The following is a 23,869-nucleotide window of genomic DNA, read 5'->3' on the forward strand; positions in this document are numbered from 1 at the left end:
GAATCTGCCGTCAAGCACTGATTCGGGTTTCTATCGATATGTGCAAAAACACTGCTTATATATAGACGCGCCAGCAGGGAATGCGCAGTATATTGCCCAACACAAATAGAAATACCCTTGATGCCTATATTTTGGACGATGCCACGTAATGAATGATCAGCCTCGCAGCCTAGCTTCTACCCTGTTCTCGGTTGGGCTGCTGCTCATAGCCATGGCGTCGATCCAGTCCGGAGCCTCCCTGGCCAAAAGCATGTTCTCCGTTGTCGGCCCACAGGGGACGACAACATTACGACTGATTTTTGCCAGCGTGATCATGATGCTGATATTGCGTCCATGGCGGGCAAAACTCACCGCAAGGTCCCTGCGCACCGTCATCGTCTACGGGATGGCGCTGGGCGGCATGAACTTCCTCTTCTATATGTCGTTGCAAACCGTCCCGCTGGGCATCGCGGTGGCGCTTGAATTCACCGGCCCGCTGGCGGTGGCGATCTACTCCTCGCGTCGCGCGATCGACTTCTTGTGGATCGCACTGGCTGCCGTCGGCTTACTGTTACTGATACCGACGGGAGAAGCGACCGCCGGTATCGATCTGGTAGGCACCGGTTATGCCTTGGGTGCCGGGGTCTGCTGGGCACTGTACATTTTGTTCGGGCAAAAAGCCGGGGCCGACAATGGCGTGCAAACCGCCGCGCTGGGGGTAATGATCGCTGCGCTCTTCGTAGCCCCCATAGGTATTGTCCATGCAGGTTCCGCTCTGCTGAGTCCGTCATTGATCCCTATAGCCCTCGGCGTCGCCATCTTGTCCACGGCCCTCCCCTACACACTGGAGATGGTCGCACTGACCCGCATGCCGGCCAGGACCTTCGGCACACTGATGAGTATCGAGCCTGCCTTCGGCGCGCTATCTGGCTTGCTGTTCCTTCACGAATACCTCTCGCTGTCACAGTGGATGGCAATCATGTGCATCATTCTGGCATCCGTCGGCGCCACCATGACAATGAGCTCTGCCACCAGGCCAGCAGTAGCGGCAGATTGAGAGCTGATATGTCACGGGTCTGGTATTTGCCGCTCAATTAGGCCATGTTTAGCCTCGCAACCCAGAGTCATACCACGGACAATTTCAGAAAGGGATATCGGTACGCGTCTAGCGAAAGCGAATGCAGCCAGACCCGGGCACAAGATCCGGGGACGCTATAAGGACAGTAATGAAACGAATGTTGATACTGATCGCCGTACTTGCAATTGCGGGCTGCGCAGCGACCTCGGAAACTCAGATCAAGCACGGCAAGAAAGGGCTACACATCAACTGTTCCGGACTGTCTTCGTCCTGGGACAAATGCTACGACAGCGCCGCCAATTCCTGCGCACCCAAGGGGTACAAGGTCATCGCCAAGTCGGGAGATGCCGTGGAAGAGCCCGGCGATTATCCGTTTGGCCTCAATCCTGCGGGCTATACCAGCCGCAGCATGATTGTCATCTGCAAATAGGCAGGGCCGTTGCGTCAGGTCCTCGGACTGGCGATCTGACGGCCAATTTCCTCGTAGCTGGACTTCAGCACTGTGCGCTGGATATCCGGGCTAGCCAGCATGCGCGCCACGACCAGCGCGCCAATACATTGCGACAGAATCGCCCACGCCAGGCTGTCGCTTTGCAGGACACCCGCCCAACTTTCCTGAAGCCGACAAATCCAGTGCTCTGCCTGCTGGCGGACAGTCACGTCGGAACGGGAAATTTCCGCCCCCAATGCCGGTAATGCACAACCGGATTCCGGATTCTCGACGTGAGACATACTCAGGTACTGTTTCAAGCAGCGCTCAAGCTTGTCACGGTCCTGCCCCTCCCCCAGTCGCGTCAGGCTTTGTCCCAACTCACGCTCGACAATGCTTGCGAACAGCTCGTCTTTCGACGAGAAATGGCTATAGAAGGCGCCGCCACTCAAGCCAATCGCTTTCATCAGGCCGTCCACGCCCACCGTTGAAAATCCGGACTTCTTGGCCGATACCGCACTGCTTTCCAGCAGCCTTTGCCTGGTTTCCAGCTTGTGACTGGCCGAATAACGCATTGTCCTTCCCCCTGGATTGCTCGTCTTGACGTCTGTCGAATCATAGCATAACGTTCGTTTAGTTAACGATCGTTTACCAAAAGGGATCTACCCATGAATAACAAGAAGGTCGTACTGGTCGTCGGTGCAGGTGATGCCACGGGCGGCGCCATTGCCAAGCGTTTTGCCCAGGAGGGTTTTGTTGCCTGCGTCACCCGGCGCAGTGCGGACAAGCTCCAGCCACTTGTGGATGCCATCAAGGCCGATGGTGGCGAGGCCCACGGTTTCGCCTGCGATGCCCGCAAGGAAGATGATGTGGTAGCACTGGTCGAGCAGATCGAAAGCGAGATCGGCCCCATCGAGGCATTTGTCTTCAACATCGGTGCCAACGTGCCGTGCAGCATTCTCGAAGAAACTGCACGCAAGTATTTCAAGATCTGGGAAATGGCCTGCTTTTCCGGTTTTCTCAATGCGCGTGAAGTGGCCATTCGCATGGCCAAGCGCCAGCGGGGCACGATTCTGTTCACCGGTGCCACTGCTGGCCTGCGTGGCGCAGCCGGGTTCGCCGCATTTGCCGGTGCCAAGCACGGCATTCGTGCGCTGGCGCAAAGCATGGCCCGAGAACTCGGCCCGATGAACATTCACGTTGCCCATGTCGTCGTCGACGGCGCCATCGATACCGATTTCATCCGCGACAGCTTCCCAGAGAAATACGCGACCAAGGATCAGGACGGCATCCTCAACCCCGAACACATTGCCGAGAATTACTGGTACCTGCACAGCCAGCCCCGCGACGCCTGGACTTTCGAACTGGACCTGCGCCCCTGGAGCGAACGCTGGTAAGCCCTCCCCTACAACAATAAGCAGAGTGCACAGAACATGAGCAAAACCGTGGAATTCCTTTTTGACCTGGGCAGCCCCACCACCTACCTGGCGTACACCCAGCTACCGGCAATCTGTGAGCAAACCGACAGCCAGCTGATCTACATCCCGATCCTGCTCGGCGGTGTGTTCAAGGCCACCGGCAACGCCTCACCAGCGACCATTCCGGCCAAGGGCCGCCACATGATTCAGGACCTCGACCGTTATGCCCGACGCTACGGCGTGCCACTGAAATTCAATCCGCACTTCCCGATCAACACCCTGTTGCTGATGCGTGCCGTGACCGGCATTCAATTGCACCATCCCGAGCGTTTTGTTGCCTTCATTGACTGCCTGTTCAAGGCCCTGTGGGTCGAAGGCCGCAACCTCAATGACCCGGCAACCGTGGCGGCGGTGTTGAGCGACAACGGTTTCGATCCCAATGAAGTGCTGGCACTGACCGCCGACGAAACAGTCAAGGCAACGCTCAAGGACAACACCGAGAAAGCGGTGCAGCGCGGCGTATTCGGCGTACCCAGCATGTTTGTCGATAACCAGCTGTACTTCGGCCAGGATCGACTGGACTTCGTGCTCGAAGCCTTGAGCTAAGCCCCGACCACCAACCGCCCCGTCGCCGCTCCCGACAAGAGCCGCAGATGGGCGGTTTTTGTGGTTTGCCCCGGCGAGTCGTCGCCAATTCGCCAGGGGCAGAGCCTTTGTCGACTAAATAAGCCAAGCGCTGGAGACAGCGCCCGGGCTACAGCCAATCAGATAGCCGCGGTGCGGGTATTGAGCCACTCAAGCGCGGCATCCTCGACCAACGGACTCAGGCGCTCGCGCACTTCGGCGTGGTAGGCGTTGAACCACTGCTTTTCCTCGACCGACAGCAGCGAGGTTTCCAGGCAGCGCGTATCTATCGGGCACAGGGTCAGGGTTTCGAACTTGAGGAACTCGCCGAATTCGCTTTTGCCTGCCTCACGGTTCATCGCCAGGTTTTCGATCCGCACACCCCAACGACCCGGACGATAGGTGCCCGGTTCAATGGACGTGATCATGCCGGGTTGCATCGCGGTTTGCGGTGCAGGTGCGGCCTGATAAGCGATGACTTGCGGACCTTCGTGGACGTTCAGGAAGTAGCCGACGCCATGACCGGTGCCGTGACCGTAGTCGACACTTTCCGCCCAGATGGGCGCACGGGCGATGGCATCGAGCAGCGGCGACAGGATGCCTTTCGGGAACTGCGCGCGGGACAAGGCAATCACGCCCTTGAGCACGCGGGTGCAATCGCGTTTTTGCTCATCGGTTGGTGTGCCCACCGCAACCATCCGCGTGATGTCGGTGGTGCCACCAAGGTACTGGCCGCCGGAGTCGATCAGCAGCAGACCGTCCCCTTCGATCACCGCGTGTTCTTCTTCGGTGGCGTGGTAGTGCGGCATCGCGCCATTAGCGTTGAACGCGGCGATGGTATTGAAGCTCAGCGACACATAATCCGGACGGCGCTCACGGGCGGCGGTGAGTTTTTCATCAATGGTCAGTTCGGTGATGCGCTCACGCCCCAACGCCGAGTCCAGCCAGGCGAAGAATTCGCACAGCGCTGCGCCGTCCTGTTCCATGGCCTGACGGATGTGTTCGGCATCGGCCAGGCTTTTTTGCGATTTGGCCAGGGTGGTCGGGTTCAGGCCTTCGATCAGCTTCACCCCGCTGTTCAGGTTGTCCAGCAACCCCGCCGTGACCCGCGCCGGGTCGACTTGCAGGCTCGCACCGCTCGGCACGGCGCGCAGTGCGGCGGCGACCTCGCTGTAATCGCGCAAGGTCACGCCGTCCTGTTCGAGGATGGCGCGCAGCTCGGCGCTGACTTTGCTCAAGGCGACAAACAGCGTGGCCTGCTGTTGATTGATCAGGGCGAAAGAAACAAACACCGGGTTGAACGACACGTCGCCGCCACGCAGGTTGAACAGCCAGGCGATATCATCCAGGGTGGCGATGAAATGCCAGTCGGCACCCCGCGCCTGAAGGGTTTCACGCAGCTTGGCGAGTTTTTCGCCACGGCTGACGGTCGCCTGTGGAGGCAGGTGCTGATAGATCGGTTCGTTCGGCAGGCCTGGGCGGTCGCTCCAGACGCCGCTCAACAGATCGATGTCGGTGCGCAGGCGAGCGCCGCGCTCTTCAAGCTTGGTGCCCAGGGTTCGTGCCGAAGCCACGGCCATGACCGCGCCGTCGACTGCGACAACGCCACCCTCGGGGGTTTGCTCGGCCAGCCATTCCAGTGGCCCGGGTTGACCCGGTTGCAGCTTGACCAGATCAATACCGCTGCCCTTGAGTTCCTTGGTCGCCTGCTCCCAATAACGGCTGTCGGCCCAGACGCCGGCAAAGTCCGGGGTCACGATCAGGGTGCCGACCGAACCATGGAAACCCGACAACCACTGGCGCCCTTGCCAGTAACCCGGCAGGTATTCGGACAGGTGCGGGTCGGCCGACGGCACCAGCAAGGCGTGAATGCCCTCCCGGCTCATCAGTTCGCGGGTTTGCGCCAGGCGCTGAGGCACCGAGCCATTGATCGAAAGCTGCGTATTCATCGTGTCTCCTGCTAATCACTTGTTCATTATTGTTGAGTGCCGATCAACGTCGGCACTTCGTCGCCCTATTGCCAGAATGCCGGAGCACTGGCGCAGGCTGCCTTGATCAGTTGAACCGCCTGGTCGATGTCCTGCTCGGTGGTGAAACGCCCGAGGCTCAAGCGGATGGTGCGGCCGGCCGAGCGGGCATCGAGCCCCAGGGCCAGCAGTACATGGGATGGGGTATTGCTCGCGGAATTGCAGGCCGACGTCGCGGAAAACGCGATCGAGGCCAGCAACGCCGCCGGGTTGAACTCGCCTTCGCTGAAGGTAAGGCTCAGGGTATGGGGAATGCGCTGGGTCGGGCTGCCGTTGAGACACACGCCGGGAATACTCTGCAATTGCTCGAGCAAGCGTTCACGCAAACGCACGATGGTGGCTTTCTCTTCATCGAACGCAGCCGCCGCCAATGCAAAGGCCGCGCCCATGGCCACAATCTGATGGGTCGCCAGTGTGCCGGAACGCAAACCGCCCTCATGCCCGCCGCCATGGATCTGCGCCTGCAAACGCTGTTGTGCACGCGGACCGACGTACAACGCGCCGATACCTTTGGGGCCATAGAGCTTGTGCGCGGAAAACGACATCAGGTCCACCGGCCACTGCCCGAGATCGATCGCCACTTTGCCCGCGCCCTGTGCGGCGTCGACATGGAACAAAGCCCCGCGATCACGCACGACCTGACCGATGGCGGGAATGTCGTTGAGGGTACCCAGTTCGTTGTTGACCAGCATCAGCGACACCAGGAAGGTGTCCTCGCGCATGGCTTCGCTGACCGCTTGCGCGGTGATCAGGCCCTCGGCGTCCGGCACCAGATAGGTCACCGCGACACCGGCATCCTGCAGTTGCCTGGCGGTATCAAGAATGGCCTTGTGTTCGATCTGGCTGGTGATGATATGGCCGCCGCCAGTGCCGCGGGCCTGGGTCACGCCTTTGAGCGCAAGGTTGTTGGATTCGGTGGCGCCGGAGGTCCAGACGATCTGCCCGGGCGTCGCGCCGACCAGTTCGGCGACCTGGTGTCGCGCCTGTTCGACCGATTGCCGGGCCTGCTGGCCGAAGACGTGGGAGCTGGAGGCCGGGTTTCCGAAATTGCCGGTAAAGCCCAGACACTCGACCATCACCTTGATGACCCGCTCATCCACCGGCGTGGTGGCGGCGTAATCGAAATACAACGGACGTTTATTCATAAAAGACTCGCAGAGCGTGTTCCGGGATCAGGAAGCTCGTGACTGCAAACGGCAAAGCGCAGCCTTGTGAGCTGCGCGCTGTTTTCAGAACGCTACCAATACCTGATCGGATGCCGTTAAAGAAGAACTACTTCATTTAATAGTGCGTAGGAACGCTCCTGAAAACTCAGCTTAACAGGCATCGGGCAAGCGGTTGAAGCAATGCGTCAGCTAAAGCTTTCGAGCAACAGCGGATACAGCGAACCCACGAGCAGCGCGGCCATGCCCCAATTGAACAGGCGCAGCCAGCGGCGATCTTTCAGAACATTGCGCAACAGCGTGCCGCAAGCGGCCCAGACACCGACGCTCGGCAGGTTGATGATCGCAAAGACGGCCGCGATCACGATCACATTCGTGAAGTAACCCTGCATCGGTGTGTAGGTGCTGATGGCGCCAATGGCCATGATCCAGGCCTTGGGATTGACCCACTGGAACGCGGCGGCACCCAGATAGCTGATCGGTTTCGCCTCGCCCTGCTGACTCTCCGACATGGGCCCGGAATGGGCGATTTTCCACGCCAGATACAGCAGATACGCCGCCCCCGCATAACGCAGAACGGTGTAGAGCAAAGGGTAAGTCTTGAATACCGCACCAAGGCCAAAGCCGACCGCCACCACCAGTACAAAGAAGCCACAAGTGATGCCGAGCATGTGCGGAATCGTGCGGTTGAAGCCGAAGTTCACCCCGGATGCCAGCAACATGGTGTTGTTCGGGCCGGGTGTGATCGAGGTGACGAGGGCAAACAGGGCGAAGCCCAGCAGCAGGTCGAGTGAGAGCGTCATGGGTGGCAGTCCGTCAGGGTCGGTCAGGTGTTGACCCTATCGCACACCCCGGACGAAACCCATGGACAGTTACGCGAAACTTGGAGCAGTACAGTTTCGCTTCAGCTTGAACGACCGTGAAGCTGTACAGATCGCCCGGCGTTCATTTCACCCTGATTGTCGAAGTTGAACGACTTTTGCGGCTGGCCGAGCAGTTCGGCTTTTTTCGCGTGGTATTCGTCGAAGGACAGACCGCGGCGGTTCAGCGCCTCCAGTGCCAGTTCCTTGCTTTCTTCAGCCGTGTAAGGCCGAAGCTCAGGGGAAACATGGCTGGCACATCCGGTGAGTACTGAGACGGCGAGCATCAGCAAAGTGGCAATCATCGGTTTCATTTTGGCGTCCTGGCGACTGGGTTCAAGGCAATGAACACAGGCTACTCGCGCCTCCCGGCCAGCAGAAATCAACGCTTTCAATAGTGGCTATCAAGAAATGGCGATCATTGTCGATTGCCGGGAGAACGCGGGCCGGGAGCGCACTGGTTGGAGCCGGCCTGATGGCACTTGAATGGCGCTGCTGCTCGTCGGGCAGTCGGTGAGGCGAAAAAGGCTGGCCTATATTTATTCGGTCGTACAACGGCACAGGTACTTTCCATTCACAAAACAACAACAGGGAGATCCATCATGAGCGTCAAACCCATTCCAGAGGGGTATCACAGCGTCACCCCCTATCTGGGCATCAACAAAGCCGCCGAAGCCATCGCGTTCTACAAAAAAGCCTTTGGCGCCGTTGAAATCATGCGCCTGGACATGCCCGGTGGCAGTGTCGGCCACGCTGAACTGCGCATCGGCGATTGCCCGATCATGCTGGGCACACCGTGTGATCAAGGGCCGCTGAGCAACCCGGACAACTCGCCGTCCGTGGGTCTGCATTTGTACGTAACGGATGTCGACAAGTCCTATAAACAGGCGATCGATGCCGGCGCAACCGTTGTATCGGAGGTCAAGGATCAGTTTTACGGCGACCGTTCGGGCACCTTGAAGGATCCCTACGGGCACCTGTGGTTCCTGGCCACGCGCAAGGAAGACCTGACCCAGGAACAGATCGAGCAACGGGCGAAGGAGATGTTTGCCCAAAGTTGAAATCCCAGGTGTTGGAGCGGGCCGCTTCTCGAGCAGGCTCGCTCCAACAGGGACCCCGCCTTCAACAGCACCGCCGACTTGCTGATCACTTGCGCAAGCAAGCCCGCCCACAAATATCGGCAATGAGAAACATTTTCTTTCATTTCCCCTTTCGGGATTTCCCCTGCTCATCCGTCCTACCTAGATGCAGTCCTTTCGCGTAGGCAAAAGCCACGACTGGACCTTCAGGGCGCTCATCCCTGCGAAGCCCGCAGCCGAGCTGCCTCTCATCGAGCCAAGACCTCCAACATGTCAAAGAAGTCCCGTTCAAAAATCTGGTTCCTGGTCCATAGTTGGCTGGCATTGCCGATCTGGTTTTTCGTGCTGATCGTCTGTGTGACCGGAACCCTGGCCGTCATCAGCCAGGAGATCGTCTGGCTGGCCAACCCGCCAATGCGCGCCAGCCAGCCCTCGGACGATGCTCCGCTGCTCAGCTACCAGCAGGTCATCGAGGCCATCAACAGGGCCGAACCGCAGACCGTGGTGCAGAGCATCAGCCGCCCCGACGAGTCGCACTTCGCCCTGGATGTCGAAGTCAGCTACCCCGACGGGCGCTCGGTGGTGATTTATGTCAATCCGTACAGCGGCGTGATCCAGGGTGTCGCGCCGGAGTTCAACTTCCGCGCCTTCACCCGCGCCCTGCACGCTTGGTGGCTGGTGCCGTTCACCAATGGTTACAGTTGGGGCTGGTACCTGGTGTCGTTTCTCGGCTTGCCATTGCTGGCGTCGCTGATCACCGGGCTGGTGGTCTACAAACGCTTCTGGAAAGGCTTCTTCCGTCCGACCCTGCGCATTCGCCACGGCGCGCGGATTTTCTGGGGCGACTTTCACCGCTTGAGCGGCATCTGGTCGATCTGGTTCATCGCGGTGATTTCCGTCACCGGCACCTGGTTCCTGATCCAGGCATTGCTGTCCGATAACCAGATTTCCATTTCCACGGAACAGATCATCCCGGCGATGTCCCGCGAAGCGGTGCCGCTGTCAGCCGATGGCTCGCCCCCACCGCGTATCGACCTTGATCGCGCGATTGAAATCGCCACCCAGGAAATCTCCGGGCTGGAGGCCAGTTTCGTCAGCCTGCCGGGTAATGCCTACAGCCACCTGGATGTCGGCGGACGCGGTTGGTATCCCTTGATGTTCCAGACCGCCACCATCAACCCGTACAACGGCGAAATCGCCGCCTCGCGCCTGATCTCGGACCGTTCGGCCCTGGAGTTCGTCACCGAGTCCATGCGCCCGCTGCACACCGGCGATTTCGGCGGACTGTGGATCAAGCTGATCTGGGCATTCTTCGGCCTTTTGCTGAGCATGATGGTGCTCAGCGGCCTGCTGATCTGGACCAAGCGCACGGCGCTGGCCACGGCCAATGCCTTCAAACGCAACAACAAGAAACAGCTCGACACCGCGATACAACCGGCCACGAATAACGAAGTGTCGGGGGTCGAACTGTGAGCAAAGACATTGCAGCCCCGCAACCCTCGCGCCTGAGTCTGTTCTGGCACAAATGGCGCTTTCACCTGAACGTCCTGTTGCTGCTGATTCCACTTGGTTTCATGCCCAAGTACTTTGCCGACGAGGCATTGATGCGCGGCGACAGTGGCCTTGGCGAACGGGAAGTCGGCGAAGTCCGGGTCGGTCCCTGGAGCCTGCGCCTGGCGGAATTGCGCAATTCAGCCCCGATGCTCGAAGGCCCCGCCGGCTACATGAAGGGTTTCAACGCCGCGCTGTGCGAGGCCTGTATCGGCCAGGTCAAGGCCACTTACCTGCGCATCGGCAAGCCCCGCAGCCTGCGCGCCGCCGGGGTGATTTTCTTCGGCGCCCCGTACCGCATGGGCGCTTCGCTGCCCGTCCCGGAAAAGACCACGGCCGACGCCGAACTGTGGATCACCATGGAAGGCTGGGACGGCGCCATGCATCAGGCATCCATTCCTTTGAGCCAGGCCTCCCCCGCCACCATCGCCTGGTTGAACAAACAAGGAGGCAAACCATGATCAACCCTCTTCGCCCGCTCAACACCCTGTTGCTGGTGCTCTGCGCCGGCTTCAGCCCCAGCGCCCTGGCCCACAACCCGATGTGCGAATGCAAGGCCATCGACGCGGAGCAGATCAAGTGCACCGGCGGTTTTTCCGACGGCAGCGGCGCTCCGGGCGTGACCCTCGATGTGATCGGCTACGACGAAACCATCCTGGTGCCGGGCAAGCTCGGGCCTGATTCGACCCTGACCTTCAAGAAGCCCGGCACCGAGTTCTATGTGCTGTTCGATGCCGGTCCCGGTCACGTCGTGGAAATAGACCAAGCGGACATCGAGGCACCATGAGCACTCCAACGACCCAAGTCGTGCGCCCGGCCGGTGCCGGTCACGAAACCCTCTACGTTCTGCTGTTGTGCCTGATGATCTTGACGGTGGCCGGCTCGGTGGTGCTCTGGCGCGGTGAGTCCCTTGAGGTGAGCAGCGTCAGCAGCCATCAACTGGATGCGCGCCGTGACCTCAGTGCATCCGAGCAAGGTATCTATGCCGATCTGCGGGTGACGCTGGACGAGATCCATTTGCTGCGCCAGGAGCAGCAAACGTTGCCGACTCCCGAGGCCCTCGCCGAGGAAGGTTTTGCCCCGTTTGCCCAGGATGCCAGCTCCGTCAGCCGGGGCGGCCATGCCTGGCAATTGCTCGACGCCAAGGCCTATTTCGGCCAGAGCCAGACGCCGACGGTCACCGGTTCATTCCTGATGCGTCTGGCCGCAGCCAATGGTGCACCGGACATCTGGCTCAACCGCGCCAGCACGCTCACGGCACCGGCCGACCTCAGCGACGTCGCGCTCGAAAGCGCCGGCTGGCAGCAGGTCGTCGCGCAATTCGATGCCGGCGTGACCCGCCAGCACCGGCACTGAACCCTCGCCTTTTTCCGAGAGAAGACCGCTTTCCCATGCCCAATTCATCTCACCGTTGTTTTTTGCGCCTGCTGCTGGTCGGCTTGTTCGCCTGCCTGTTGCCATCACTGGCCAGCGCCGACGAAGCCAAGCGTCTGCGCATCGGCATCACCCTGCATCCTTACTACAGCTACGTGGCGAACATCGTCGGCGACAAGGCCGAGGTGGTGCCGCTGATTCCGGCCGGTTTCAACCCGCATGCCTACGAGCCCCGCGCCGAAGACATCAAGCGCATCAGCGGGCTGGACGTGATCGTGCTCAACGGTGTCGGCCATGACGATTTCGCCGACCGCATGATCGCCGCCAGCGAAACCCCAAAGGTCCCGGTGATCGAAGCCAACGAAAACGTACCGCTGCTGGCCGCCACCGGCGTGGCAGCACGCGGTGCCGGTAAAGTGGTGAACCCGCACACCTTCCTGTCGATCAGCGCCTCGATCGCCCAGGTCAACAACATCGCCCGGGAGCTGGGCAAGCTCGACCCGGCCAACGCCAGGACCTATACCGAAAACGCCCGCGCCTACGGCAAGCGCCTGCGCAAGATGCGCGCCGACGCCCTGGCCAAACTGACCCAGGCACCGAACGCCGAACTGCGGGTGGCCACCGTGCACGCGGCCTACGACTACCTGTTGCGTGAGTTCGGCCTGGAAGTGACAGCTGTGGTCGAGCCAGCCCACGGTATCGAGCCAAGCCCGAGCCAGCTGAAAAAAACCATCGATCAACTGCGTGAGCTGGACGTGAAGGTGATCTTCTCGGAGATGGATTTTCCTTCCACTTACGTCGACACCATCCAGCGCGAGTCCGGGGTGAAGCTGTATCCGCTGTCGCACATATCCTACGGCGAATACACCGCCGACAAGTACGAAAAGGAAATGACCGGCAACCTCAATACCGTGGTGCGGGCGATTCAGGAGTCGGGGGCATGACATCGAAGGAAACCATCCTGGCCGATGCAGAATCCCCTGTGGGAGAGAGCCTGCTCGCGAAGGCGTCCAGTCAGTCAATATCATCGTTGACTGACACACCGCTATCGCGAGCAAGCTCGCTCCTACAGAGTTCGGGGCCGATGCTGGATTTTGCTGACGTCAGCCTGGCCCTTGGCCGCACGACGATCCTCGACCAGGTGACCTTCAAGGTCCGCCCCGGCAGTGTGCATGCACTGGTCGGCCCCAACGGCGGCGGCAAGAGCTCGCTGATCAAGACCCTGCTCGGGCAAATGCCGCACCAGGGTCGTTTGAGCCTGCAATGGCCCGCCGGGCCGGGGACCATCGGCTATGTGCCACAGGCGCTGGAGTTCGACCGGGGCTTGCCGATGACCGTCGAGGATTTCATGGCCGCCATGTGCCAGCGTCGCCCGGCCTTTCTCGGCTTGAGCAAACACTACGCGCCAGCGATTGGCGAGGCGCTGGAGTGGGTCGGCATGCAGGACAAACGCAAGCGCCGCATGGGCGCGCTGTCCGGTGGCGAACGGCAACGGGTGTTGCTGGCCCAAGGGCTGATTCCGCCTCCGCAATTGCTGGTGCTCGACGAACCGATGTCCGCCCTCGATGAGGCCGGCATCCAGGTGTTCGAACGCTTGCTCGGCGACTGGCGAGCGGCGGGCATTACCGTGCTGTGGATCGAGCACGACCTGGAAGCGGTCGGGCGCCTGGCCGATCACGTCACCGGGCTCAATCGCCGGGTGCTGTTCGACGCCACGCCGCAACAGGCGCTGACACCGGAGCGTCTGTTGACGCTGTTCTCGACTCACCCACGGAGCCCTGCCTGATGAGTTACGAAGCTTTTCGCCTGATGGTCCAGGGCTGGGCGTCGTCGGGTTATCTGCCCGAGGCGCTGGCCTATGGGTTCGTGGTCAACGCCTTGATCGCCGGACTGCTGATCGGCCCGGTGCTGGGTGGCCTGGGCACGCTGGTGGTGGTCAAGCGCTTCGCGTTTTTCTCCGAGGCGGTCGGTCATGCTGCGCTGACCGGCGTGGCCATCGGCATCCTGCTCGGCGAACCCTACACCGGGCCTTACGGCAGCCTGTTCGGCTACTGCCTGCTGTTCGGCATCCTGCTCAATTACCTGCGCAACCGCACCGGCCTGGCGCCGGACACCTTGATCGGTGTGTTTCTGTCGGTGTCGCTCGCCCTGGGCGCGAGCCTGCTGCTGATTCTGGCAGGCAAAATCAACGTGCACATTCTGGAAAACGTACTGTTTGGCTCGGTGCTGACGGTCAACGGCAATGACCTGCTGGTGCTGGCCATCGTCGGTTCGCTGGTCATGGCCCTGGCCTTGCCTTTGTACAACCGCATCATGCTCGCCAGTTTCAATCCGCAACTGGCGGCGGTACGCGGGGTGGCGGTGAAAACCCTGGATTATCTGTTCGTGATTCTGGTGACGCTGATCACCGTCGCCGCCGTGAAGGTTATCGGCGCGATTCTGGTGGGCGCCCTGCTGGTGATTCCGGCCGCCGCGGCACGCCTGCTCAGCCAATCGCTGAAGGGCTTTTTCTGGTGCTCGGTACTGATCGCCACCGTCAGCACCCTGTGCGGGATTCTCGCGCCGATCGTCTTCGACCTGCCGATCCCGTCCGGTGCCGCGATCATCCTCGTGGCCGGCATCGCCTTCGCCCTGGCCGCCTTCGCGCGCGGCGTCGTCCCCAGCCTGAAAGGGAACCTTGGATAAATGACTTTTTCACTGCGCCAACTGACCCTCGCCGTCGCCCTGTGCGGGCTGGCGACAACGACCATGGCCGCCGACAACGGCAAACCGCTGCGTGTACTGGCCTCCTTGCCGATTACTTATGGGCTGGGTGAAGTCTTGCTCAAGGGCACCGATGTCAGACTCGAACGCGCCGCGCCGGCCAACCTGCCCGGCAGCCGCCAGACCGCCTACTTCACCGGCCGTGGTGCCCCGGCGCTGGCCAAGCTGGCGAACGATGCCGATGCGGTGATCGGCCTGCGCTCACTGTGGCCGGATGACCCGCTTTACCCGATCTCCCGGCGCAGCAACATCCGCATCGTCGAAGTCGACGCCGCCCGCCCGTTGGACGGCGCCCTGCCCGGCATAGCCGTACAGCCCGACAACAAGGTCGACGGGCTGAACAGTCAGCCGTGGTTCTCCAGCAATAACATGGGGCGCATGGCCGATGTAATGGCGGCGGACCTGGTGCGCCTGGCCCCCGAGGCCAAGCCGAAAATCGACGCCAACCTGGCAGCGCTCAAGCAGCGTTTGCTCAAGCTCAGTGCCGCCAGCGAGGCGCGGCTGGCCAATGCGGACAACCTCAGTGTGATGAGCCTGAGCGATCACTTCGGCTACCTGATCGGCAGTCTCAATCTGGAATTGATCGGCCTGGACCCACGCGCCGATGCCGAGTGGACACCGGAGGCGCTAAAGCAGTTGGGCACAACCCTCAAGGACAATGACGTGGCGGTGGTGCTGCATCACCGGCAGCCGTCAGATTCGCTGAAAGCGGTGATTGCCGGGTCGGGTAGCCGGTTGGTGGTGTTGAGTACCGATGCCGAGGATCCGGTGGCGGAGCTGGAGGGGAATGTGGATCTGGTCATCAAGGGGCTTAGTGGCGTGTAACCTCAGTTGGACCGCGTTATCGTTCTTCGCGAGCAAGCCCGCTCCCACATTGGAAATGCGGTCCCCTGTGGGAGCGGGCTTGCTCGCGAAGGCGGCCTTACAGACAACACAAACTCCAGACCTGAAAAAGCCCGCCGACTGTTACCAGTCCAGCGGGCTTCTTTTGGCGTGACGGATCAGTGCGCCAAAGCCGCCGGCTCGTCCATTTTCTGCCGCAGGCTCAACGGACGCATGTCGGTCCAGGTCTCTTCAATATAAGCCAGGCATTCCTTTTTCAGCCCGCTTTTGCCCACGGTGCGCCAGCCTTGTGGCACGGCTTTGTAGTCGGGCCAGATCGAGTATTGCTCTTCGTGGTTGACCACGACCTGAAAGAGGATGTCCTCGCGGTCGAATACTGATGTCATGGTGTCTCTCCATCGTTTTCGGGCGGGCTGCGCTGTGTGCGCAGCCGCTATGTAGAAAGAACGTTCCGCAGGGCGGAAAATTTAAGGATTGGCAGTGGCGGCGACCAGGGCCCGGCCGAAGATTTCGGCCACGCGATCGATCTGCACAGCGGTAATCACTAATGGCGGCAGGAAGCGCACCACCGCGCCATGGCGACCACCGAGCTCCAGGATCAAGCCACGCTTGAGGCATTCGCGCTGCAGCAGGGGTGCCAGGCGGGCGAAGGCCGGCGGATGGCCTTGGGCATCCAGTGCGCCGGTCGGGTCGACCAGTTCGATGCCGAGCATCAAGCCACGCCCGCGAATGTCACCCAGTTGCGGGAAGTCCCGCTGCAGGATGCGCAGGTGCTCGGCCAGGCGCTCGCCCATCGCGGCGGCATGCTCGCAGACCTTGTGCTCCACCAGATAACGCATCACCGCGGAACCGGCGGCCATGGCCATCTGATTGCCACGGAACGTCCCGGCATGGGCGCCCGGCAGCCAGGTGTCGAGCCAGTCGCGATAGACCACGACCGCCAGCGGCAGACTGCCGCCGATGGCCTTGGACATCACCACGACATCGGGAATGATCCCGGCATGCTCGAAGGCGAACATCTTGCCGGTGCGAGCGAAGCCACTCTGGATTTCATCGACGATCAGCGCGACACCAGCCGCTTCGGTGATCCGCCGCACACCGCGCAACCAGTCCAGATCCGCCGGGATCACCCCGCCCTCGCCCTGCACCACTTCCACGATCACCGCCGCCGGCAATTGCACGCCAGCCTCGGGATCATTGAGCAGGTTTTCCAGGTAACTCAGGTTGGCTTTCACCCCTTGCGCGCCGCCGAGCCCGAACGGGCAGCGGTAATCGTAAGGGTACGGCATGAACTGCACGCCGCTGCCGAGCAAGGCACCCAGGGGCTTTTTCGGCCCCAGGCTGCCCATCAGGCTCAACGCGCCCTGACTCATGCCGTGATAACCACCCTGGAAAGACAGCACGGTGCTGCGACCAGTGGCGGTACGCACCAGTTTCAGTGCTGCTTCCACGGCGTCGGTGCCGGTCGGGCCGCAGAACTGGATCTTCGCTTCAGCGGCCAGGGCTGCTGGCAGCAAGCCGAACAAGTCCTGGACAAACCGGTCCTTGACCGGCGTGGTCAGGTCGAGGGTATGCAGCGGCAGTTCATCGGCCAGCACTTGCTGGATGGCTTCGATCACCACCGGGTGATTGTGTCCCAGGGCCAGGGTCCCGGCTCCGGCCAGGCAATCGATGAAGGTTCGACCTTCGACGTCTTCGACATACAGGCCCCTGGCGCGCTTGAGTGCCAGGGGAATGCGCCGTGGATAGCTGCGGGCGTTGGATTCCTGCCGGCTCTGACGGGCCAACAGCGGCGATTCGTTGAATTGATAAAGCGTCTCGGCGGGCGTCGCCGGCTGCTCTTCGATAAGGCTGGTAGCGACTGACATCTCTCGACCCCTCAATACGCTGCTGATAGTGACCAAAACTGCACACCGGGCAGGTGCGCGGTCCGGTCACGGGGCGCACTTGTCAGGTTTTCCTGTTCTGGAAACGCATCAGCGCTGGAAGGATTTAGGCGGATGGAGAGAAGTTACAGTCGACGGCAAACACAGTTCCCCGGTGGGAGCGAGCCTGCTCGCGAAAGCGGTGTATCAGGCAACATTGATGTCGACTGACACGACGCCATCGCGAGCAAGCTCGCTCCCACAGGTTTTTTCAGTGCTTTTCAGATCGGTTGCAGTGGCATAGTCAGTTCAACCCGCAAACCGTCCGGCCGGCTATCGAAATGCAGCGTGCAACCGCAACGCTGAACGATGGCCTGGACAATCGCCAGCCCCAGACCACAACCGGTGCTCTGACCGTTGCGCCAGAAGCGCTGGGTCAGGTGTTGCAGATCTTCTTCGGCAATCCCCGGCCCATGGTCGCGCACCACGAACTGCACACGATTGCCGGTGGTTTCCAGGCTCAACTCCACCGTTTTGTCCGCAGGGGTATGGCGCAGTGCGTTGTCGAGCAAGTTGCGCAGCGCGGCAATCGACAGCACGGCGGGCATTTGTACAGGCGCGGCGGAAACCTTACCGGGCGCCTGAAACCTGATGCGCTGGCGATCGCCGCTCGCCGCGTCCTGGATCGCCAGTTTCGCCACTTGCTCGGCGTTGCACTGCACACCATCGTCAAACGACAGACTGCCCTCGACTCGCGCCAGCAACAGCAACTGTTCGAGGGTCCGGTGCATGCGGTCGGCGCCCTCTTCGGCCCGGGCCAGGGACTGATCCCGGGCGCTACCTTCAGTCATCCGCGCCACTTGCAGGTGGGTCTTGATCGCGGTCAGCGGGCTACGCAGTTCGTGGGCCGCGTCACCGGTCAGGCGACGTTCGCGCTCGATGGTCTTGCCGATGCGCTGGAGCAACTGATTCTGGGTTTCCAGCAAGGGCTGCAGCTCGCTGGGCAGCGGCTGGATCTGCAAGGGTTCGAGGGAGTCGGCGCTGCGGCGCATCAAGGCGTCGCGCATGCGGTTGAGCGGCGCCAGCCCCTGGCCGATGCCCAGCCAGAGCAGGCACAGGCAACCGAGCAGCGCCACGCCCACCGGCACCGAAGCGGCCAGCAGGATCGACATGTTCAACGCCTCGCGCTCGATCTGCCGGTCGGCGGTGGTGATACGCAGATCGCCCCGGGCCAGTGTGAAACTGCGCCACGGCGCGCCGTCGATCATCTGATCGTGAAAACCGAGTTTCTCGGCCTCCAGGGTCTGCTGCGGCTCGGTGTGACTGCGGGCGAGGATTTCACCGCGCAACGAACTGACCTGACAGGCCATGCCACCCGGAATGTTCAGTTGTTCGGCGCTGAAATGGGTGCCCTCGCCCTTGCTCGGCACGGGCGGCAGTTGCTCCATCAGGCCGGCGACCATGCGCGCCGAGGCCACCAGGCGCTGGTCGAGGGAAAACATCATTTGATTACGCAAATCGCTGAGCATCCAGGCCGCGGCCAGGGCCCAGATCAAGGCAAATGCGGCGCCGAGCGTCAGGCTCAGGCGCAAACGCAGACTCATCACTTCGATTCTTCTCCGCCATCAGCCGGCCCCAGGCGATAACCCAGGCCGCGCACCGTCTCGACAATGCCGTTGCCGAGCTTGCGCCGCAGGTGATGGATATGGACGTTGAGGGCGTTGCTTTCCAGCTCATCGTTGAAACCGTAGACGCTGTCCTTGAGCTGCTCGGTGGACAACACGCGGCCACGGTTATGCAGCAAGGCTTGCAGCAATGACTGCTCGCGACGCGACAGGTCCACTGGCTGCCCCGCGAGCGTGGTTTCGCGGCTGCTCGGGTCGTAGGTCAGACGACCGTGCTCGATCAGATTGACGCTGCGTCCCGCTACCCGCCGTAATAGGGTATGTAAACGCGCGGCGAGTTCGCGCAGGTCGAACGGTTTGAGCAGGTAATCGTCGGCGCCGGCTTGCAGGCCGTCAACCCGGTCGGTGACCGAATCCCGCGCGGTGAGAATCAGCACCGGGATTTCCAGGCCATGGTGACGCAACTGCTGCAGCAACTTGAGGCCATCTTCATCGGGCAGGCCGAGATCGAGCACCATCACGTCGAACTCCGCGACCTTGAGCATCGCCCGGGCGGCGGACGCCGTGGCGACGTGTTCCACGGTCAGGCCCTGGGCGGTCAGGCCGGCGACGATACCGCTGGCGATCAATTCATCGTCTTCGCAAACCAGTACGTGCATGGGGAGCCTCGTAGAAATAAAGCCTATTAAGCCGTTGACCGATTAAGTCGACATTATGCCGCAAGCGCCATCGCTACAAGGCCAGGGCGGTTAATCATCGGTTAATCGCCACCCGCCACTGTGCACCTCATTAGCACAGGGCAAAGGCTTATCCATGCGTCGTCTGTTTTTACTTTTTACCCTCTTGATCGCGGGCCTGGCCCAGGCGGGAACCAATCCGTTCGACACCAAACCTGAATTTCTCCCGGTTGATAAAGCCTTCACGTTTACCTCTGAACGTCTTGAATCCGGTGAAACCCAGCTCTATTGGCAGATCACCGACGGCTACTACCTGTACCAGAAACGCCTGAAGTTCGACGGATTGCCGGTCGGGCAGCATCCTGCGTTGCCGGTAGGTGAAGCCCACAGCGACGAGTTTTTCGGTGAACAGCAAGTCTACCGCCAGGGCCTGGAACTGAAGATTCCGGCTGGCGCGAGCGGTCAGGTCAAGGTCAGTTACCAGGGCTGCGCCGATGCCGGTTTGTGCTATCCGCCACAAACCAGAGTCGTGGACCTGGGCAATGCCAATGCGCTGAATGCGGCCACTGAAGCACCGGATCAGGCGCTGGCCAGCAGCCTGCAACAACGGGCGCTGGGCTGGAGCCTTTTGCTGTTCTTCGGCTTGGGCCTGTTGCTGGCCTTCACGCCTTGTTCATTGCCGATGCTGCCGATTCTGGCCGGGTTGATCGTCGGCAGCGGCGCCACGCCCAGACGTGGATTCGCCCTGGCCAGCAGCTACGTGATCAGCATGGCGCTGGTGTATGCGGCAATGGGTGTCCTGGCCGCCTCCCTCGGGGCGAACCTGCAAGCCTGGTTGCAGAACCCTTGGCTGCTGGGCAGTTTCGCGGCGATTTTCGTGCTGCTGGCGCTGCCGATGTTCGGCTTCTTCGAACTGCAACTGCCGGTGGCCTTGCGTGATCGCCTGGAAAACGTCTCGCGCAATCAACGCGGCGGCAACCTGATCGGTGCCGGGGTGCTGGGGGCGCTGTCCGGTCTGCTGGTGGGCCCGTGCATGACCGCACCGCTGGCCGGCGCCCTGCTCTACATCGCGCAAAGCGGTAACGCGTTGCATGGCGGATTGATTCTGTTCGCCATGGGCATCGGCATCGGTGTTCCGCTGTTGCTGCTGGTGACCGTCGGCAATCGCTTCATGCCCAAGCCCGGCGCCTGGATGAACCTGGTCAAAGGCATTTTCGGCTTCCTGTTCCTCGCCACCGCATTGCTGATGCTGCGCCCGGTGCTGGACGAATCCCTGTGGGTCGGCTTGTGCGGTGCACTGCTGTTGATCGCGGCCTACAGCGCCTGGAAACAGTCGGAAGGTTTTGGCCGTATCGCGCACCTGTTTGGCGCCAGTTCGTTGCTGCTCGGTTTGTGGGGTGGCCTGTTGGTAATCGGTGCGGCCGGTGGCGGCGATGATCCGTTCAAGCCATTGCAGGTCTACCGCGCCTCGAACCAGGCGGTGGCCGCCGTGCCGGTTGGCCACGATGCCTTCACCACCGTCAAGGATCCGCAGGCACTGCAACGGGAACTCGACGCCGCACACGCTCAGGGCCAGTGGGTGCTGCTGGACTACTACGCCGACTGGTGCGTGTCGTGCAAGATCATGGAAAAACAGGTCTTCGGTAAAACCCGTGTCCTCGAAGCCTTGGGCGATGTGCGCTTGCTCCGACTGGACGTCACCGCCGACAATGCCGCCAGCCGCGAACTGCTCGGCCGTTACAAAGTGCCAGGGCCGCCGAGCCTGCTGTGGATTGGCGCGGACGGTGAAGAGCGGCGCAGCCAGCGCATCACCGGCGAGGTCGATGCCGATACTTTCCTGCAACGCTGGACCATCACCCGAGACGCCCGTTAATGCTGACCTTCACCCTCGGCACCTTTGCCATCGCGCTTAATCACCTGCTGCTGATCAGTGCACTGGCGCTGGCCACTTTTGTCGGCTGGCGGGTTGCCAAGCGTGGTGGTGAAAACCCCGAGTCGGTGCTGTTCAGCCTGTTTCTATTGGGCATGCTGGCGGCCCGAATCAGTTTCGTGGCGGTCTATTGGGTGCATTATCGCAACGACCCGTGGCAGGTCATCGACCTGCGCGATGGCGGTTTCCTCGCCTGGCCGGGGGTGGTCGTGGTTTTGCTCGCCACGCTGTATCGCGGCTGGCGTCGCCCGGGCCTGCGCCGTCCATTGGGCTTTGGCGTGGCCAGTGGCCTGGCATTCTGGCTGTTGGCGACGTTCTCCCTGTCGATTTATGAACAAGGCACACGCCTGCCGGAAATCACCCTGCGCAACGCCGCCGGCGAAACCGTGCAACTGGCCGACTACAAGGGCGGCCCCTTGGTGATCAATCTCTGGGCCACCTGGTGCCCGCCGTGCCGCCGGGAAATGCCGGTGCTGGAAAACGCCCAGCAACACCGGCCGGACCTGACGTTCCTGTTCGTCAATCAGGCGGAAAGCATGCAAAGCGTCGCGACCTTCCTGGAAACCCAGGGCCTGAGCCTGTCCAACGTGCTGTTCGACGGCAGTGGGCGTCTGAGCCAGGCCGTCGGTTCCATGGCGTTACCGACTACGCTGTTCTACAACCCCGAGGGTCGCCTGCTGGGCAGCCATCTGGGCGAGTTGTCGGAAGCCAGCCTGGCCCGCGCACTGGAAAATTTCGACACCGTACCCGCCACCTCTTCAAGGAAATTGCCATGCCCCGCCTCCGCCACCTGCTGACCCTGAGCCTCGGTGCTGCCCTGTTGCACCTGCCATCGGTGCAGGCCGAAGAGTTGCCCGATGCGATCAAGAAAATCGAGGCCAAGGGCGCGAAAATCGTCGGCCAGTTCGACGCCCCCGACGGCTTGCGCGGTTATGCCGCGCAATACCAGAACCGCGGCATGGCGCTGTACCTGACCCCGGATGGCAAACACGTGTTGCTGGGCAACCTGTATGACGCCGAGGGCAATGACCTGAGCAGCGCACCTTTGCAGAAACTGGTGTATGCCCCGATGGCCAAGGAAGTCTGGGCCAAGTTCGAAACCAGCAACTGGATCGGCGACGGCAAGAAGGATGCGCCACGCGTGGTGTACCTGTTCAGTGACCCGAACTGCCCCTACTGCAACATGTTCTGGGAACAGGCCCGGCCGTGGGTCAAGGCTGGCAAGGTGCAGTTGCGCCACATCATGGTGGGCATCATCCGCGAAGACAGCCCAGGAAAATCCGCCGCACTGCTCGCCGCCAAAGACCCGGAAAAAGCCCTGCAGGACCACGAAGCCGCTGGCAAGGACAGTTCGCTCAAGGCCTTGAAGGAAGTGCCGCCGGCGATTCAGGCAAAATTCGCGGCCAACATGCAATTGATGGAAGAACTGGAGTTGCAGGCGACACCAGCGATTTTCTACATGGACGACAAGGGCAATCTGCAACAGCAGCAAGGCGCGCCGTCGCCGGACAAACTGGCAAAGATTCTCGGGCCGAAGTGACTTCAGCGCCGCCATCGCGAGCAAGCTCGCTCCCACAGGGAAAGGTGATTACCTGTGGGAGCGAGCCTGCTCGCGATGGCGTCGGTAGATTCAACTAAGCCCGGCCGGCCAAAAATGCCAACAAGGTTTGAGTCACAAACGCCGGATTCTCCAGATTGGAAATATGCCCCGCCTCCGGCACCAGCACCCAAGGGCAGCCAATCAGCTCAGCCATTTCACGGGCTTCACTCGGTGGCCGAGGCTTGTCCTGATCGCCGCACATCACCAGTGTGGTCGTTGCGTCCAGTTCGCCCAGACGCGATAACTGGTCATCCCGTCCAAACGTAATCCGCCCCATCGGCACGATACTTTCACGCAGACGATCCGCAGGCAGAGCCACGAGGGAAGCATGAAAATCCCGGTAGAGCGCCGACTGCGGATCAATGCCCGGCCGGAAGAAAATCGGCACCACGATATCCAGCAGCGCTGGAGTGATGACACCCGCCTCTTCGATCTGCTTCAACAGTGAAAAGTAATACTGGCGAGTCGGCTCCGGTTCGGCGCCGACGTAGGTGTCCATCAACACCAGGCCATTGAGCCGGTGCGCAGCCGACAGCGCCAGGCGCACGCCCCACATGCCACCGACCGACAGGCCGACCAGCGTGACCCGCTCGATGTCCAGATGGTCGAGCAGGACCAAGGCCTGACGCGCCAGGTCATCCAGCGATGTCGTACCGACAGGCAAAGGTCCGGATTGGCCATGCCCCCACAGGTCCAGTGCTATCACCCGATACTGCTGCGACAGCGCAGCAATCTGCGGCGCCCACATGGCCTGGTCCCACAGATAGCTGCCGGCCAGCAGCACCGCCGGGCCGGTGCCTTGATCGATGTAGTGAAGGGGTTGTCCGTCTATCGTTACGAAGGGCATCGACTGTCTCCGCGAGTAAAAATGGAACCGGAAGACTGAGCGGCAGACAGTCCCTCGTCAATCGCTGGAGTGTGTGCGTTTGTGCCACCGCCTTCGCGGGCAAGTCGGATCGCCGCACCGCCGCTCCTACAGGGAT

Annotated in this window: 26 protein-coding genes; 16 read left to right on the forward strand and 10 right to left on the reverse strand. The window is 61.4% G+C overall.

Annotated features, from left to right (window positions below; all coding sequences use genetic code 11):
• The first annotated feature begins 148 nt into the window (after positions 1 to 148).
• Positions 149 to 1,036 carry a threonine/homoserine exporter RhtA gene (gene rhtA / locus VC35_RS12980; protein WP_046040527.1) on the forward strand — a complete coding sequence of 296 codons (888 nt, stop codon included), beginning with the start codon at positions 149 to 151 and terminating at the stop codon, positions 1,034 to 1,036.
• Positions 1,037 to 1,205: 169 nt separating this feature from the next.
• A complete protein-coding gene (locus VC35_RS12985) occupies positions 1,206 to 1,487 on the forward strand; it encodes a hypothetical protein (protein ID WP_046040530.1) in 282 nt (93 codons plus the stop codon).
• Between the two features lie 14 nt (positions 1,488 to 1,501).
• Here the strand turns inward: VC35_RS12985 and VC35_RS12990 are convergent, their stop codons facing one another.
• The gene (locus VC35_RS12990) at positions 1,502 to 2,062 is read right to left on the reverse strand and encodes a TetR/AcrR family transcriptional regulator (RefSeq protein ID WP_046040532.1); all 561 of its coding nucleotides are present in this window, start codon (positions 2,060 to 2,062) and stop codon (positions 1,502 to 1,504) included.
• A gap of 93 nt (positions 2,063 to 2,155) precedes the next feature.
• On the opposite strand from VC35_RS12990, the gene VC35_RS12995 reads away from it, so the two are divergent.
• Together VC35_RS12995 and VC35_RS13000 are read left to right on the forward strand one after the other, a co-directional pair.
• Positions 2,156 to 2,884, forward strand: coding sequence for an SDR family oxidoreductase (locus tag VC35_RS12995; RefSeq protein ID WP_046040535.1), 729 nt, complete (start codon positions 2,156 to 2,158; stop codon positions 2,882 to 2,884).
• A gap of 36 nt (positions 2,885 to 2,920) precedes the next feature.
• On the forward strand, positions 2,921 to 3,511 hold the full coding sequence (locus VC35_RS13000; RefSeq protein ID WP_046040537.1) for a 2-hydroxychromene-2-carboxylate isomerase: 591 nt from the start codon (positions 2,921 to 2,923) through the stop codon (positions 3,509 to 3,511).
• Positions 3,512 to 3,669: 158 nt separating this feature from the next.
• Here VC35_RS13000 and VC35_RS13005 read toward each other — a convergent pair whose 3' ends face one another.
• The 4 genes from VC35_RS13005 to VC35_RS13020 form a co-directional block, all read right to left on the reverse strand.
• Complete coding sequence (locus tag VC35_RS13005) at positions 3,670 to 5,478, reverse strand: aminopeptidase P family protein (RefSeq protein WP_046040540.1); 1,809 nt, start codon at positions 5,476 to 5,478, stop codon at positions 3,670 to 3,672.
• A 65-nt stretch (positions 5,479 to 5,543) separates the two neighbouring features.
• On the reverse strand, positions 5,544 to 6,701 hold the full coding sequence (locus VC35_RS13010) for a cysteine desulfurase family protein (protein ID WP_046040542.1): 1,158 nt from the start codon (positions 6,699 to 6,701) through the stop codon (positions 5,544 to 5,546).
• A 206-nt stretch (positions 6,702 to 6,907) separates the two neighbouring features.
• Entirely contained in the window at positions 6,908 to 7,522 is a 615-nt protein-coding gene (locus VC35_RS13015; RefSeq protein WP_046040543.1) for a LysE family translocator, read from the reverse strand.
• Positions 7,523 to 7,623: 101 nt separating this feature from the next.
• Positions 7,624 to 7,893 carry a lipoprotein gene (locus VC35_RS13020; RefSeq protein WP_046040546.1) on the reverse strand — a complete coding sequence of 90 codons (270 nt, stop codon included), beginning with the start codon at positions 7,891 to 7,893 and terminating at the stop codon, positions 7,624 to 7,626.
• 288 nt (positions 7,894 to 8,181) lie between these two features.
• Between VC35_RS13020 and VC35_RS13025 the strand changes: the two genes are divergently transcribed.
• From VC35_RS13025 to VC35_RS13065, 9 genes are all read left to right on the forward strand, one after another.
• Positions 8,182 to 8,640 (forward strand): VOC family protein, encoded by a 459-nt coding sequence (locus VC35_RS13025; RefSeq protein ID WP_046040548.1) that lies wholly within the window; start codon positions 8,182 to 8,184, stop codon positions 8,638 to 8,640.
• A gap of 288 nt (positions 8,641 to 8,928) precedes the next feature.
• On the forward strand, positions 8,929 to 10,131 hold the full coding sequence (locus VC35_RS13030) for a PepSY-associated TM helix domain-containing protein (protein WP_046040549.1): 1,203 nt from the start codon (positions 8,929 to 8,931) through the stop codon (positions 10,129 to 10,131).
• Complete coding sequence (locus tag VC35_RS13035; protein ID WP_046040550.1) at positions 10,128 to 10,670, forward strand: hypothetical protein; 543 nt, start codon at positions 10,128 to 10,130, stop codon at positions 10,668 to 10,670. The genes VC35_RS13030 and VC35_RS13035 overlap by 4 nt, the downstream gene beginning before the upstream one ends.
• Entirely contained in the window at positions 10,667 to 10,996 is a 330-nt protein-coding gene (locus VC35_RS13040) for a hypothetical protein (RefSeq protein WP_046040551.1), read from the forward strand. The genes VC35_RS13035 and VC35_RS13040 overlap by 4 nt, the downstream gene beginning before the upstream one ends.
• Positions 10,993 to 11,565, forward strand: a complete 573-nt coding sequence (locus VC35_RS13045; RefSeq protein WP_046040552.1) for a DUF6162 family protein — start codon at positions 10,993 to 10,995, stop codon at positions 11,563 to 11,565. Before VC35_RS13040 ends, VC35_RS13045 begins: the two co-directional genes overlap by 4 nt.
• Before the next feature lie 35 nt (positions 11,566 to 11,600).
• On the forward strand, positions 11,601 to 12,527 hold the full coding sequence (locus tag VC35_RS13050) for a metal ABC transporter substrate-binding protein (protein ID WP_046040554.1): 927 nt from the start codon (positions 11,601 to 11,603) through the stop codon (positions 12,525 to 12,527).
• A 140-nt stretch (positions 12,528 to 12,667) separates the two neighbouring features.
• A complete protein-coding gene (locus VC35_RS13055; RefSeq protein WP_185754778.1) occupies positions 12,668 to 13,369 on the forward strand; it encodes a metal ABC transporter ATP-binding protein in 702 nt (233 codons plus the stop codon).
• The gene (locus VC35_RS13060; RefSeq protein ID WP_046040558.1) at positions 13,369 to 14,268 is read left to right on the forward strand and encodes a metal ABC transporter permease; all 900 of its coding nucleotides are present in this window, start codon (positions 13,369 to 13,371) and stop codon (positions 14,266 to 14,268) included. The genes VC35_RS13055 and VC35_RS13060 overlap by 1 nt, the downstream gene beginning before the upstream one ends.
• Positions 14,269 to 15,171, forward strand: a complete 903-nt coding sequence (locus VC35_RS13065) for a metal ABC transporter substrate-binding protein (RefSeq protein WP_046040561.1) — start codon at positions 14,269 to 14,271, stop codon at positions 15,169 to 15,171.
• 176 nt (positions 15,172 to 15,347) lie between these two features.
• Here VC35_RS13065 and VC35_RS13070 read toward each other — a convergent pair whose 3' ends face one another.
• The 4 genes from VC35_RS13070 to VC35_RS13085 form a co-directional block, all read right to left on the reverse strand.
• Positions 15,348 to 15,575, reverse strand: a complete 228-nt coding sequence (locus VC35_RS13070) for an MbtH family protein (RefSeq protein WP_046040562.1) — start codon at positions 15,573 to 15,575, stop codon at positions 15,348 to 15,350.
• Between the two features lie 81 nt (positions 15,576 to 15,656).
• Positions 15,657 to 17,057, reverse strand: a complete 1,401-nt coding sequence (locus VC35_RS13075; RefSeq protein ID WP_046040564.1) for an aspartate aminotransferase family protein — start codon at positions 17,055 to 17,057, stop codon at positions 15,657 to 15,659.
• A 278-nt stretch (positions 17,058 to 17,335) separates the two neighbouring features.
• Positions 17,336 to 18,661, reverse strand: coding sequence for an ATP-binding protein (locus VC35_RS13080; RefSeq protein ID WP_046040566.1), 1,326 nt, complete (start codon positions 18,659 to 18,661; stop codon positions 17,336 to 17,338).
• On the reverse strand, positions 18,658 to 19,338 hold the full coding sequence (locus VC35_RS13085; RefSeq protein ID WP_046040568.1) for a response regulator: 681 nt from the start codon (positions 19,336 to 19,338) through the stop codon (positions 18,658 to 18,660). The genes VC35_RS13080 and VC35_RS13085 overlap by 4 nt, the downstream gene beginning before the upstream one ends.
• A gap of 154 nt (positions 19,339 to 19,492) precedes the next feature.
• Here VC35_RS13085 and dsbD point away from each other — a divergent pair, with 154 nt between their 5' ends.
• The 3 genes from dsbD to dsbG are packed head-to-tail and all read left to right on the forward strand — an operon-like array spanning position 19,493 to position 22,826.
• Entirely contained in the window at positions 19,493 to 21,229 is a 1,737-nt protein-coding gene (gene dsbD, locus VC35_RS13090) for a protein-disulfide reductase DsbD (RefSeq protein WP_046040570.1), read from the forward strand.
• Positions 21,229 to 22,083, forward strand: coding sequence for a TlpA disulfide reductase family protein (locus tag VC35_RS13095; protein ID WP_046040572.1), 855 nt, complete (start codon positions 21,229 to 21,231; stop codon positions 22,081 to 22,083). Before dsbD ends, VC35_RS13095 begins: the two co-directional genes overlap by 1 nt.
• Positions 22,059 to 22,826: a thiol:disulfide interchange protein DsbG gene (gene dsbG / locus VC35_RS13100; RefSeq protein WP_046040574.1), complete on the forward strand. Its 768-nt coding sequence runs from the start codon at positions 22,059 to 22,061 to the stop codon at positions 22,824 to 22,826. Before VC35_RS13095 ends, dsbG begins: the two co-directional genes overlap by 25 nt.
• Positions 22,827 to 22,920: 94 nt before the next feature.
• Here the strand turns inward: dsbG and VC35_RS13105 are convergent, their stop codons facing one another.
• Positions 22,921 to 23,733 carry an alpha/beta fold hydrolase gene (locus VC35_RS13105; RefSeq protein WP_046040576.1) on the reverse strand — a complete coding sequence of 271 codons (813 nt, stop codon included), beginning with the start codon at positions 23,731 to 23,733 and terminating at the stop codon, positions 22,921 to 22,923.
• Positions 23,734 to 23,869: the final 136 nt, after the last annotated feature.

Origin of the sequence: Pseudomonas fluorescens (genome assembly GCF_000967965.1) — a bacterium.
GTDB lineage: Bacteria > Pseudomonadota > Gammaproteobacteria > Pseudomonadales > Pseudomonadaceae > Aquipseudomonas > Aquipseudomonas grandcourensis.